Origin of the sequence: Nostoc sp. C117 (genome assembly GCF_043099735.1) — a bacterium.
In the GTDB taxonomy this organism is placed as follows: domain Bacteria; phylum Cyanobacteriota; class Cyanobacteriia; order Cyanobacteriales; family Nostocaceae; genus Nostoc.
On record NZ_CP170991.1, the window covers coordinates 4035537 to 4048498 of the forward strand.

General features: G+C 42.9%; 12 protein-coding genes. 5 read left to right on the forward strand and 7 right to left on the reverse strand.

What is annotated here, in order from left to right; genetic code table 11:
- The first annotated feature begins 105 nt into the window (after positions 1 to 105).
- Entirely contained in the window at positions 106 to 1512 is a 1407-nt protein-coding gene (locus ACFG4S_RS17430) for an IctB family putative bicarbonate transporter (protein ID WP_392530323.1), read from the forward strand.
- Positions 1513 to 1597: 85 nt separating this feature from the next.
- Here ACFG4S_RS17430 and smpB read toward each other — a convergent pair whose 3' ends face one another.
- Positions 1598 to 2065, reverse strand: a complete 468-nt coding sequence (smpB, locus tag ACFG4S_RS17435) for an SsrA-binding protein SmpB (protein ID WP_392530324.1) — start codon at positions 2063 to 2065, stop codon at positions 1598 to 1600.
- A 678-nt stretch (positions 2066 to 2743) separates the two neighbouring features.
- On the opposite strand from smpB, the gene ACFG4S_RS17440 reads away from it, so the two are divergent.
- Positions 2744 to 3427, forward strand: coding sequence for a response regulator transcription factor (locus tag ACFG4S_RS17440; RefSeq protein WP_392530325.1), 684 nt, complete (start codon positions 2744 to 2746; stop codon positions 3425 to 3427).
- 265 nt (positions 3428 to 3692) lie between these two features.
- On the opposite strand, the gene ACFG4S_RS17445 is transcribed toward ACFG4S_RS17440, so the two are convergent.
- The 4 genes from ACFG4S_RS17445 to murC form a co-directional block, all read right to left on the reverse strand.
- Entirely contained in the window at positions 3693 to 4178 is a 486-nt protein-coding gene (locus tag ACFG4S_RS17445; protein WP_392530326.1) for a low molecular weight protein-tyrosine-phosphatase, read from the reverse strand.
- A 186-nt stretch (positions 4179 to 4364) separates the two neighbouring features.
- Positions 4365 to 4712, reverse strand: a complete 348-nt coding sequence (locus ACFG4S_RS17450; RefSeq protein ID WP_392530327.1) for a YbaB/EbfC family nucleoid-associated protein — start codon at positions 4710 to 4712, stop codon at positions 4365 to 4367.
- A gap of 197 nt (positions 4713 to 4909) precedes the next feature.
- On the reverse strand, positions 4910 to 5911 hold the full coding sequence (murB, locus tag ACFG4S_RS17455) for a UDP-N-acetylmuramate dehydrogenase (protein ID WP_392530328.1): 1002 nt from the start codon (positions 5909 to 5911) through the stop codon (positions 4910 to 4912).
- A gap of 123 nt (positions 5912 to 6034) precedes the next feature.
- Positions 6035 to 7495 carry a UDP-N-acetylmuramate--L-alanine ligase gene (gene murC, locus ACFG4S_RS17460; RefSeq protein WP_392530329.1) on the reverse strand — a complete coding sequence of 487 codons (1461 nt, stop codon included), beginning with the start codon at positions 7493 to 7495 and terminating at the stop codon, positions 6035 to 6037.
- Positions 7496 to 7899: 404 nt separating this feature from the next.
- Between murC and nadD the strand changes: the two genes are divergently transcribed.
- Positions 7900 to 8526 (forward strand): nicotinate (nicotinamide) nucleotide adenylyltransferase, encoded by a 627-nt coding sequence (gene nadD / locus ACFG4S_RS17465; protein ID WP_392530330.1) that lies wholly within the window; start codon positions 7900 to 7902, stop codon positions 8524 to 8526.
- Between the two features lie 116 nt (positions 8527 to 8642).
- Positions 8643 to 9656: a type I glyceraldehyde-3-phosphate dehydrogenase gene (locus ACFG4S_RS17470; RefSeq protein WP_392530331.1), complete on the forward strand. Its 1014-nt coding sequence runs from the start codon at positions 8643 to 8645 to the stop codon at positions 9654 to 9656.
- 45 nt (positions 9657 to 9701) lie between these two features.
- On the opposite strand, the gene thiL is transcribed toward ACFG4S_RS17470, so the two are convergent.
- Positions 9702 to 10706, reverse strand: coding sequence for a thiamine-phosphate kinase (gene thiL, locus ACFG4S_RS17475; protein WP_392530332.1), 1005 nt, complete (start codon positions 10704 to 10706; stop codon positions 9702 to 9704).
- 133 nt (positions 10707 to 10839) lie between these two features.
- Between thiL and ACFG4S_RS17480 the strand changes: the two genes are divergently transcribed.
- Positions 10840 to 11412 (forward strand): Uma2 family endonuclease, encoded by a 573-nt coding sequence (locus ACFG4S_RS17480; RefSeq protein ID WP_392530333.1) that lies wholly within the window; start codon positions 10840 to 10842, stop codon positions 11410 to 11412.
- Positions 11413 to 11544: 132 nt separating this feature from the next.
- On the opposite strand, the gene ACFG4S_RS17485 is transcribed toward ACFG4S_RS17480, so the two are convergent.
- Positions 11545 to 12651, reverse strand: a complete 1107-nt coding sequence (locus tag ACFG4S_RS17485) for a peptidylprolyl isomerase (RefSeq protein ID WP_392530334.1) — start codon at positions 12649 to 12651, stop codon at positions 11545 to 11547.
- Positions 12652 to 12962: the final 311 nt, after the last annotated feature.

Below are 12962 nucleotides of genomic sequence, written 5' to 3' on the forward strand. Positions count from 1 at the left end.
CGCTATCACTAATTTGTAATCTACGTTATTACCTTTTTATAGCTATAGGCATTATGATCGATTCCAAGTTCTGCCTTGGCAGGCTAATTGATCGCAATGTTTTTTATGAATTTAGTTTGGGAACGATTTACCTTATCATCTTTATCGGTCAAAGAATATCTCACTACCAGTTACCTACACCGTTATCTGGTGGGACTGTTGGGTTCTTGGCGACAAACCAGCGTCTTGATACAGTGGGGAGATACGATCGCAGCTGGTTTACTCAGCTTGGTATATGCCCTTGCACCTTTTGCTTCAAGTACGTTGGTGGGTTTCTTGCTGGTAGCTTGTGTAGCATTTTGGCTATTGTTGACTTTATCTGATGATGCAACAACAAAAGTTACTCCTATTCACCTGCTAGTATTGCTCTACTGGGTAATTGCCGCGATCGCAACAGCGTTATCACCAGTCAAAAAGGCAGCGCTGAACGATTTAGCAACCTTGAGCCTGTATTTGCTACTATTTGCCCTTTGTGCCAGGGTATTAAGGTCGCCTCGCCTCCGGTCTTGGATTATTATCCTTTACTTACACGTATCCTTAATTGTCAGTGTATATGGGTTGCGACAATGGTTTTTTGGAGCCACAGCATTAGCAACTTGGGTTGACCCAGAATCTCCTCTGTCTAAGACTACAAGGGTCTACAGTTATTTAGGTAATCCCAATTTGTTGGCTGGATACCTCCTACCAGCAGTCATTTTTAGTGTAGTGGCAATTTTTGCATGGCAAAGCTGGCTAAAAAAAGCTTTAGCATTAACAATGTTAATTGTCAATACTGCTTGCCTAATTCTGACTTTTAGTCGTGGCGGTTGGATTGGACTGGTGGTGGCAATTTTAGCTGCGATGGCATTGCTAGTTTATTGGAAGAGTGTGGAAATGCCTCGTTTTTGGCGTACTTGGTCGCTACCAATTATCTTAGGAGGCTTAATCGGAGTATTGCTACTAGCGGTGATATTTTTAGAGCCAGTACGTCTGCGGGTATTTAGTATTTTTGCCGATCGCCAAGATAGCAGTAATAATTTTCGGCGAAATGTGTGGGATGCTGTTTTCGAGATGATTCGCGATCGCCCGATTTTCGGCATTGGTCCTGGTCATAACTCTTTTAATAAGGTTTATCCCCTCTACCAACACCCTCGTTACACTGCTTTGAGTGCCTATTCAATTTTGTTTGAAGTGACTGTAGAAACTGGCTTTGTTGGTTTAGCCTGTTTTCTCTGGTTGGTAATTGTGACATTGAATACAGCCTTTTTACAAATGCGACGATTGCGACAATCGAGAAATGTAGAGGGATTTTGGTTAATTGGGGCGATCGCTATTTTGTTGGGAATGCTAGCTCACGGCACTGTAGATACTGTCTGGTATCGTCCTGAAGTTAATAGTCTTTGGTGGCTAATAGTTGCCTTAATTGCCAGCTACTGGACACCTCTAGCTCAAAACCAAACAAATTTACCTAACTCAGAACCATCTTTAAATTAAGATGAACTAAGTTGTCAGTTGTTTTTATCATGACAACTGACATTCTTAGAATATTGATTCTGAATTCTGAATTCTCGATTCTTCTTCAATAGTTTTTCATTGCCCGTTGAATGTCACGCTGATCTTGGCGTTTTTTCAGGTCTTCTCGCTTATCGTGCAGCTTTTTACCTTTGCCAAGGGCTATACTCACTTTTACCCAGCCTTGTTTGAGATACATTTTCAAAGGGATTAAGGTTAAACCCTGCTGTTCTACTTTGCCAATTAGCTTGCGGAGTTCTTGGCGATGCAACAACAGCTTGCGTGTACGGCGTGGTTCATGATTAAAATATTGTCCGCTAGCGTTATAAGGTGAGATATGCACATTTATTAACCATGCTTCACCATCCCGAAGTAAAGCATAGCCATCTTGGAGATTGACTCTACCCGCACGAATCGACTTAACCTCGGTTCCTGTCAATTGAATTCCAGCTTCGTAAGTTTCCAGAATTTCATACAAATAACGGGCTTGACGGTTGTCGCAAATAACTTTGTAACCTTCGTTCTTGTCGCTCATTGATAATTTGTGTGCTTTAAATGTACCTAAAAAATTATTTGGATTGGTTTATACCACAGAATTCAGGAATCAGAAGTCAAACAGTTTTTATACTTAGTTTTGAGACTTAGATTACATACTCGATCAACTTCAAATCTGCTGTCAATTGTAAGTTGTATTTTATAACCTCTAGAAATGTTCAACTCTATATTACTAATTTAGCTTTTCTAAGTTAGTAATGAAAAATTTTCTGGTAACTTAAAGTTACTTACATATTAGTCATTGGTCATTCGACAAAGGACAAAGTGGAAAGTCTTTAGTACAGCTTTGGGACCATCATAACTTTGTCAAACAGGACGAAAAGCAAGGGATACTTGGGCTTATCTGTTCAATCTATGATAAATTACTGATTAAATAAATATTAATTTACACAATAGTGAACATTTGCTCTAGATTATTTATGAGTTGTTACAAATTACAAAGCTATCTATGCCTTTTAAGCATAAGGAGTCAAAGCTGAGTTAGACTTCGTAAACCTTCCTAAGGATTTAATATTTTCTTTATAAATCACCCCTGAGACAGTCATTACCTGGTAATCCTGTCATAGTATGAAACATAGAACACTATTATTATCTGTGTTCACTGATGGAGCTGTATAAGCAAATTTCTGAGTAAACAAATGGTAGGGGTGTACTGTCCATGCCCTTGAAAATCCTTGTAGTGGATGATGATCTGGGCACTCGTTTGTCTGTTAGCGACTATCTTGAACTGTCTGGCTACTCTGTGATCACGGCTAATGACGGTCAAGAGGCTTTGGTTATGGTAGATGAATATCATCCTGATTTGATTGTCACGGATATTGTCATGCCACAGATGAACGGCTATGAGCTGGTGCGCCGGGTGCGTCAACAACCAATGTTCCGTTTATTGCCTGTAATTTTATTAACAGCAAGAACTAAGACCCAGGAAAGAATTTTGGGTTATCAGTCAGGGTGCGATTTATACTTACCCAAGCCTTTTGAACTGGAAGAGTTAGCAGCAGCAATCCGCAATCTTTTGGAGCGATCGCAAATCATTCAGTCAGAGTACCGTTTTTCTCATAAGGAGGGTTTAGATATTTCCTCCTCGACAAAAACGATAGACACTCATAATTCTCTGTCCACTCAAACTCAAAAATCTCAATTGCACTCATCCCTAACTCATAGAGAACAGGAAGTTTTAGAACTATTAACTCATGGTCTTTCTAATGCCGATATGGGTCATCAGCTACACCTCAGTCCTCGAACAGTGGAAAAGTACGTTAGTAGTTTATTGAGAAAAACCTCAACCAGCAACAGAGCCGAATTAGTTCGTTTTGCGATGAAGCATGGTCTAGTGGAATAAAAGTAAGGACTGAGGAGTCAGCAGTTAAAAGGAACTTCCAATTAAAAATATCCCATTGTTCACAGTCAACACTTCGGCTCATTTCAGTTCATTTCGGCTCATTTCGGCTACGCGGAAATCGAGCGCGAAGTCGAGATTCAATGACCAACGCTCAAATTGAGCGAAGTCGAGATTCAGTGACCACAGTCAGCAACTCCAAGCAGTTGTTTTATTTCTTGGAGTTCCCAAAATTCAACTCCTCAATTCTAATTCCTAACTCTTCAATTTAAATTATTGGTTTTTGGCTGGTAACGTAGGTGAGCAGACCTTCACAAGCATCAATGAGTAAATCAATTACCTGATTAAATCCCTCTTGTCCACCATAATAGGGGTCTGGGACTTCCTTAAGGTTGTGGCGAGAGCAAAAATCGCACATTAAACGCACTTTGTGCTGATACTGCTTAGTTAGGTCAAGAGTGAGAATATTATTACAGTTTTCTCGATCCATCGCCAAAATTAAATCAAACTCTTGAAAGTCTGATTTTTGAAACTGGCGTGCTTGCCCACGCAGTTTAATTCCCAACTTTGTAGCAGCCGCAGCACTCATACGTCTATCAGGTGAGCTACCAATGTGATAGCTAGATGTACCAGCAGAGTCACAGACAATGCTATCGCTCAAACCAGCTTGCTCAATTAGGTGATTCATAATATTTTCTGCCGATGGCGATCGGCAGATATTACCTAAGCAGACAAACAGCAACTTGTAAGGCATAAATATTCTTGTCCTTTGTCAATAGTCATTTGTCCTTTGTCATTTGTGAATAATTAATAACTAATAACCAATGACTAATGACCAATGACTAATACTTCGGCTCCCTCGGCTCCGTGGTAGTTGAGCGTAGTCAAAACTCAGTACAAGTCTGCTCAGGGCAAGACGCTCAGTACAAGTGACCAATGACTAAAATCCAGGTAACTCCAATCCACTGGTCAATTCTTCCATACGTTCTCGCATGGTTGTTGTGGACTTGTTGTAGGCTTCTTTCATTGCTGCTGTTACGAGATCGGAAAGTACTTCTGCACCCTCCCCTAAAGCATCTGGAGAAATTTCCACCCGTTTGGGTTCTTGGTTCCCACTGACAACTACCTTCACCAGACCACCACCAGATTCTCCTTGAATCTCCATTTGCTCCAATTCTTCTTGGAGTCGCTTTGCGCCTTCTTGAACTTGCTGCGCTTTCTTAAAAGCGTCAGCCAATTCTTTCATTTTTCCCAAGCCAAAGCCGAATCCTTGTCCTTTACCTGTCATAATTAATTTTACGCGTGTGCGTTGAATAACAAATCAAATTCAATTATAGATGCGGTAAGTAATTTGACTCTTTTTTTACCAATAATTAATGCAACCTGGAATGGGAAATAGGGCATGGGCGTTAGGAGTGATGAGTTAGGAGTTTTATTTATCTCCTTGTCCCCTTGTCTCCCCCATCTCCCCCATCTCCCCACTCCCTATCCACAAGCAGCTTGAAACTCTCCGAGCATTTTAACTTCTGGCTCTAACCGAATAGACCAACGTTCTTGTACCTGATGTTGGATGTGACGAATCAGACAGAAGATATCACTAGCTTTTGCCCCACCACGATTAACGATGAAGTTCGCATGGAGTTGTGCTACTTGCGCTCCCCCAATTTGGTAACCTTTGAGACCAGTTTGTTCAATTAACCACCCAGCGCTATAAGGTTTGGGATTGCGGAACACGCTACCACAACTGGGGAAGTTGTATGGTTGGGTATTTAGCCGATGTTTTTTGTGTTCTTTGGTGATGGCTACAACTTGTGCTGGATCTCCACCTGGTGCAAGTTGTAAGGTTGCTTGGGTGACTATGCGATCGCCCCCTTGCAATAATGAAGTTCGGTAGGTATAACCTAGTTGTTCTGGGGTAAGAGTTTCCAGCGTACCATCGGGTGAAAGTACCTGGGCGCTAACTAACATATCTGCGATACAACTACTATGTGCCCCTGCATTCATGACCACAGCGCCTCCAACTGTGCCAGGGATGCCAACAGCCCACTCTAATCCTTGCCAACCTAGTGCTGCGGCTTCCCATGCTAAGCTGGGAATTGATTCTCCAGCAGCAACGGTTAATTGCCCTGTTGCTGGGTCGAAGTGACTGAAGCGGAGATGACGAGTGGCAATGACTAAGCCTGATATCCCGCGATCGCTCACCAGCAAGTTAGAACCTGCTCCTAGTGTTGTCACCCTTAAATCACGCTCTTTGGCGTATTTAAGACTCGCTTGCAGTGCTTCTAAGTTTCGTGGAGCAACGTACAATTGCGCTGCTCCTCCAACTCTATAGGAAGTAAACGCTGACAAGTATGCCTGGGACTTGATCGCACAATCAGTATTGGGTAAGTAAATTACCTCGTTCTCCACGGAATTAGCTGTTTGTTGTTTCTTAGTATTCAAAGCAGAAACTTTACAGGCGTTTCCAGCTGCCTGGGAAATGGTCATCTTTACTTTTATTGGTAAAATTTTACATTTATTTACCGTAATACTACGGTAATAGAATTCACCTATTAAACCGTTGCAAGACAGGCGCTTTGCTCAGAAATAGAACTTTGCAAAGTCCCCACTTTAAGATGTGGCTTTAGCAGGTTCACAGAATGCTGTAATTACTTCAGGAATCACTTGATTTAAGTTCCCAGCACCCAAAAATAGCGCCAAGTCTCCTCGACGTAGTGTTTGGAGTAGAAACTCACGCACTGAAGATAAAGTTGGTTGATAAACCACTTGGGAATGTTGCTTGGCAATTTCCGCTGTTAGATGTTCACCAGTGATTTGCCCTAAATTGGGTTCCCCTGCACTGTAAATATCGGTCAGGACAACTAAATCAGCGTGGCTAAAGGACTGGGCAAATTCTTCTAAAAAGGTAAGTGTGCGGCTATAGCGATGCGGTTGGAATATGGCGACTACTCTTTGTCCTGGTCTTGCCTGTAAACGTGCGGCGGCGAGAGTAGCGCGAATCTCGCTGGGATGATGAGCATAGTCATCAATGAAGGTAATACCATCGACTTCACCTCGGAACTCAAAGCGGCGTCTTGCTCCGTCAAAGGTGGCGATTCCTTTGGCAATTTCTCCAAATTCTAAACCCAAGGCGCGACCAACAGCCACTGCTGCGAGGGCATTACTGAGATTGTGCCGACTGAGCAACCGCAAGTTCAACACACCCAACGCTTTGCCTCTTTCCCAAACTAAAGCTGTGGTGCCATCAGCACGGTAGTCAATATTAGTAACGGTGTAGTCAGCATCAGTATCAGAGTGTAAGCTATAGCTGATTGTTGGTTGTAAGCGATCGCGTACTGTAGCACAGTCAATGCTACCTATCAAAGTTTTGCAACCTTTAGCAAACGTCTGGAAGGTCTCAACTACTTCTTCTAATGTATCGTAGTGGTCAGGATGATCGAGTTCAATATTGGTAATAATGCCAATTTCGGGAGCGTGTTTTACCAGGGAGCCATCTGATTCATCTGCCTCAGCTACCAAATATTGGCTTTGCCCTAATCTAGCATTGCCTTCCCAAGCATTGACTTCGCCACCTACTAAAATAGTTGGGTCTAAATCTGCTTGCAAAAGCATATAACCAATCATACTACTGGTTGTAGTTTTCCCATGTGTTCCTGCTACGGCAATACTGTAATAATCAGCAATCAAGGCTGCCAGCACATCTGAACGATGTAAAATCGGACAACCCAATTCCAGAGCTGCTTTGTATTCTAAATTATTAGTGTTAATTGCTGTTGAACAAATAACTTGAGGCAATTTTGAGTTAGTAGTACCAGCTAATTGTTCTTCTGAATTTACTACAACGTTAGCCAATACCTGAGGGCGAAATAATTCGAGATTACTTGCCTCTTGTTTACCAAAAATATGAGCACCGATAGATTCCAACTTGTGCGTAATATGGTTTGGACGAAGATCCGAACCTGACACTGGAAATTGACGCTTAGTGAGAACGTATGCCAGAGCAGACATACCTATACCGCCGATGCCAATGAAATGAAATGGTCTACCACTAAAATCTACAGAATTACTCATTTATTGCTCCTCTTACACCACACCACACCATAAATCACAAATGACACGCGTATCATAACAGGAATTTGATTTTTACCATAATTACTGCTGTATCATATTCATGCCTGATGCCTGGATGAGTTTTCTGCTCTGGTTTTGCGTGTTCAGAATGATTTTACCTTGGTTGGAGGTTTTTGCTATTTCTGAACTGTTCTTAAGATTATTCTCAAAATTTTGATCGCATCGGGAAAGAAATTCTTGTAATGTCAAATACATATTTTTGGCTACCTTACGGGAATTGGCTACGATACTAGATTGTTAGTGAAACTGATTTTAAATTGCATCAAGTTTAAGCGACAATTGACTACAATAGTACATTGCTCATGAAACTATTTTTCAATTGCATAAAACCCAGGCGTAACTGGATGCAGCAATTAGTAATTTTTGGTGGCACATTTGATCCAATTCATTGGGGACATTTGCTCGTAGCCGAGACAGCTTTGCATCAAGTATCCCTTGAAAAGGTAATTTGGGTACCATCCCGAAATCCTCCTCATAAACAAGCAGCTTTGTTTGAGCATCGTGTAGAAATGCTGCAATTAGCTACAAAGGACAACCCTGCGTTTACTGTCTCACTAGTGGAGGTAAAACGCTCTGGGATTTCCTATGCTATTAACACCCTGATTGACTTATCTACTTATTACCCAAATACTCACTGGTACTGGATTGTGGGTTTGGATACTTTCCAAACCTTACCCCGTTGGTACCGCGTACATGAACTAGCACAAATGTGTGATTGGTTAATCGCACCCCGACTGCTAGGTGGTGAGACTATAACTCAAAGTGAGTTAATCTGCAAGCAAGTCGAAGAACAATTGAAAGAACAGTCAATTAGCATTCACTGGCAATTCCTGGATATACCTTTAGTAGGAGTTTCGTCAAGTATAATTCGCAAATTTTGTCACAAACGCCAGTCCATTCGTTATTTAGTCCCCGAACCCGTCAGAGCGTATATCACTAACAACAATCTCTACTCCGACAAATCTGAATAAATTATGTGTTTTTTTATTGATCTAACACTTTATGGTTATGAGTGCCCCCCCCCTTTGCGATATGATTGGGGTCAACGATATCAACATATAAGCATAAATACAGAGGGCAAGACACTGTGATTAGAGTTGCAATCAACGGTTTCGGGCGGATTGGACGTAACTTTGCGCGTTGCTGGGTGGGTAGAGAGAATAGCAAAATCGATCTTGTTGCTATTAATGACACTTCAGATCCTAGAACCAATGCTCACCTGCTGAAGTATGACTCTATGCTAGGGAAGATCAAAGGTGCTGACATTAGTGCCGATGATAACTCTATCATCGTTAACGGTAAGACCATCAAGTGCGTATCCGATCGCAACCCAGAAAACTTGCCCTGGAAAGATTGGGGAATTGACCTAATTATCGAAGCAACCGGGGTATTTACTAGCAAAGAAGGAGCGCTCAAGCATGTGAATGCTGGAGCCAAGAAAGTTCTGATTACCGCTCCTGGTAAAAACGAGGATGGCACTTTTGTGGTTGGGGTGAATCATCACGATTATGACCACAACAAACACAATATTATCAGTAACGCTAGCTGTACTACCAACTGCTTGGCGCCAATCGCCAAGGTGTTGAATGATAAGTTCGGCATCATCAAAGGTACGATGACCACCACCCACAGCTATACGGGTGACCAGCGTTTGCTAGACGCTTCTCACCGGGATTTGCGAAGGGCGAGGGCAGCGGCGATAAACATTGTACCCACCTCCACTGGTGCAGCGAAAGCAGTGGCGCTGGTTATCCCAGACCTGAAAGGCAAGCTGAATGGCGTTGCCTTGCGCGTACCAACCCCGAACGTCTCAATGGTAGATTTCGTAGTTCAGGTTGAGAAGCGTACTATTACTGAAGAAGTTAACCAAGCTCTCAAAGATGCTGCCGAAGGACCACTCAAAGGGATTTTGGACTACAGCGAACTCGAACTGGTATCGTCTGATTATCAGGGTAGTGACGCTTCATCTATTGTTGATTCCAGCTTGACTTTAGTTATGGGCAATGACCTAGTAAAAGTTATGGCTTGGTATGACAATGAATGGGGTTACAGCCAACGAGTTTTGGATTTGGCAGAATTGGTAGCCGAGAAGTGGCAATAATTATCATTGGTCATTAGTCATTAGTTATTGTCAAATGACGAAGAACTATTGACCAAAATGTTGAAATCCTTGACTAAGACTCAGAACTTGGTCAGGGAATTTTTTTTGCTTATCGTGCAATAGTATTGTCGATCCTGCTGTAATCCTGCCGACAATCGCAGCACCTTGACCAAGATGTTGAACAATTTCATAGGCTGGTTCTTCTGGCAAGCACAGCACTAATTCAAAGTCTTCGCCACCATATAGAGCATACTCTAGCGCTTGCTCTGCTGTCAGCCAATGGTTAAAAGCTGTCGGTAAAGAAATTTGTCTGCGTTCCAAGATTGCGCCAACGCCGCTAGCGCGACAGATTTGGATTACAGCATCTGCCAAACCATCACTGCTATCCATACCAGCAACGGGCATGGGGCATGGGGATGCTAAGATTTTTTCGAGGATTGGTAAGACATCTAATCGTGGCTGTGGGCGCTGGTGTGCTTTGATTAAAGCGGTCTTTTCTTTGTCGTTGATGTTTTGTCCTAATTCAGGATGCAAGAGCAATTCTAAGCCAGCGTGGGAGGCTCCATGAACACCTGTAACAACGATCGCATCTCCGACAACAGCAGCAGAACGGCGGATAATTCGATTGGGGTGAACTTGTCCAAAAGCGGTAATTGCCAAAGTGGTTACAGGCGATCGCACCACATCACCTCCAACAATTGGGGTATTGTATTTTTGCAAGCATTCTGTCATCCCCTGGTACAAGCGTTCTACCCAACTAACCCTAAGTTCACCAGGTAGTCCTAACCCGACAGTGATTCCCAATGGGGAAGCGCCCATTGCTGCTAAATCTGATAAATTGGCAGCAGCAGCTCGCCAACCAGCATCTTCTGGGGAAGTGGTGAGGTTGCTAAAATGTACGCCATCAACCAGTACATCTGTAGTCACTACCAAAGATTTTCCTGGTGCAGTCTCAAGTACTGCGGCATCATCGCCGATAATTTCTGGAGGACAGAAGCGCTGTAATTTTTCTAAAAGACCTTGTTCGCCAATATCTTTGACTTTAGTCATTAGTCATTAGTCATTAGTCATTAGTCATTAGTCATTAGTCATTTCTACCCCTCCCCATCTCCCTCATCTCCCCCACTCCCTACTCCCCACTCCCCCAAGTTACGATAAAGGTGTCGTTTAGGGGGATGTTGGAATGGTCTCTACACCAGTAAAAAAGCTTACATTTGAAGAGTACTTAACTTATGATGATGGCAATGGTTTTCACTACGAGCTAGTAGATGGCAAGCTGGAGTTAATGAATCCCCCAACGATTGAGCATTTCTTGATTACTAAATTTATTGAGCAGATGCTGGATGCAGAAATTCAGCGCTTGAGTTTATCGTGGTTAACTTTTCGGGAAACTGGGACGAGGACGGGAAAAAATAAGTCTCGGTTAACTGATTTGTCTGTGGTGACGCAGGAGCAAGCAAGAGAATTGCTCAATGCATCAGCAGTCTTTGAGTCACCACCATTACTAATTGTAGAGGTAGTCAGTCCAGATTCTATTAAGCGGGACTATCGTTATAAGCGGTCTGAATATGCGGCGGTTGAAGTCCCAGAATATTGGATTGTAGACCCACTAAAAGAAAAGATTTCTGTGTTGTGGCTAGAAGATGGATTTTACGAAGAGACGGTGTTTACTGGCGAACAGCAAATTGTATCGCGAACTTTTCCAGAAATAGCGATCGCAGTGGATCGGGTTTTCACCGCTGGAAATCTCAGCTAGGGGATTTCGGAGACGCGATTCATCGCATCTGTACAAGAGGTAGAAGTAGAGACCCGATTCATCGCATCTGTTAGAAGTTAGTAATTTTCTCCCTCATCTTCCCCTACTTCCCCTGCTCCCCCTGCTCTCTTCTTATGCAGCTTGCGGCTCAACCAGATTTTCTATGCCTTGGACTACTGTTGCCGATTCAATTTTGTCACCTGCTGTCAGCTTGTCCAAAACTTCTTTACCTTCGGTGAGATAGCCAAAAACGGCATAGCGACCATCCAATAGGTTGCGTCCGGCGGGAGTAAGTTCTGGTTCAAACAGAAAGAAGAAAAATTGCGAAGAAGCTCCATTCACTTCACTTTCGGGACGAGCCATCACGACTGCACCAAAAGCAGAAAAAGGTAGAACTGGCATATCAACGTAACGACCAGCTTCTTCTAGGGTAATGCCATAGGTAGGCTCCTTGTCACCTTGAACCAAGACTTCTAAAGGAATAGCGCGGTATTTACCTGTTTTTGGGTCAATGAAACCCACGTCTTTTCCAGCAGGATCTCCAGTTTGGAGAAAGTAAGATTCTTCAGAGCGGCTAAATTCTAAACCATTATAAAAACCCCTCTCGACTAAATCTACAAAATTCCCAGCAGTGACAGGGGCGCTGTAACCGTCTACTACGAGGGTCAAATTACCTTTGTTGGTTTTAAATTCTACAGTGGCACGACCTTTAAGTTGTGGGAGGTTACTATACTCACTAGGGACTTCAAAGGGGAATTGTTTCACCATTGACTCTTCTAGCTGAGTGACGAGATTGAGCAGTTTAGTTCTATCTTGCAGAATTTGGTCTTTATTTTTGCTGTCTGCCAATTCTTGCAACTTACCCACCCCAGATTTCAACTCGGTAATCCAAGCTTCCGCTTGGGGTTGGCGTTCTTTGGGAACGCTTGTTAAGATTTGGGAAGGTTTATCGAGAATGCGGGATGCTTGGCTGATGTCTTTAGAAATAGCACCCCAGCGCCGATTAGCCCGGAGTTGGACAGAGATGTCCTCTAAACTGGCTTGTAGCTGCCGTACAGGTTTGTTATCTATCGGGAGTGCATACCGTAACAAAGCATTACCGTCGGTTATTGCATTGCCGGCTGGTAGTGCGGCGCTACTAGAGGGAGTCCACCCAGTTGTAGTTATACCTAAAAATATTGTTACCAGCAGTATTGCCATTAGGCTATTCTTCAGCCAGGATTTTAATAAGTTAAGCATGGGATAACTCAAATGCAGCATTGATTATTGTTGACTGGATGTAACCCATCAATAATCTTCCCACAGTAGGAGTGCTGAGTGTTGAGTGTTGAGTAACGAGTGAAAATAAATGGAAGTGGGGTGGGGAGATGAGCGGGATGAGGGAGACAAGAGGACAAGGGAACAAGGAGATAAACAAAACTCCTAAGTCCTAACTCAGTACGGGCTAAACGCCCCGCTATCGCTAACAGCACTCGTAACGCCCCATAGCCAATAACTAATGACTAAATAGCTAATTACTCCGCTTGAAGGGTACAATAAATGCCGATTGT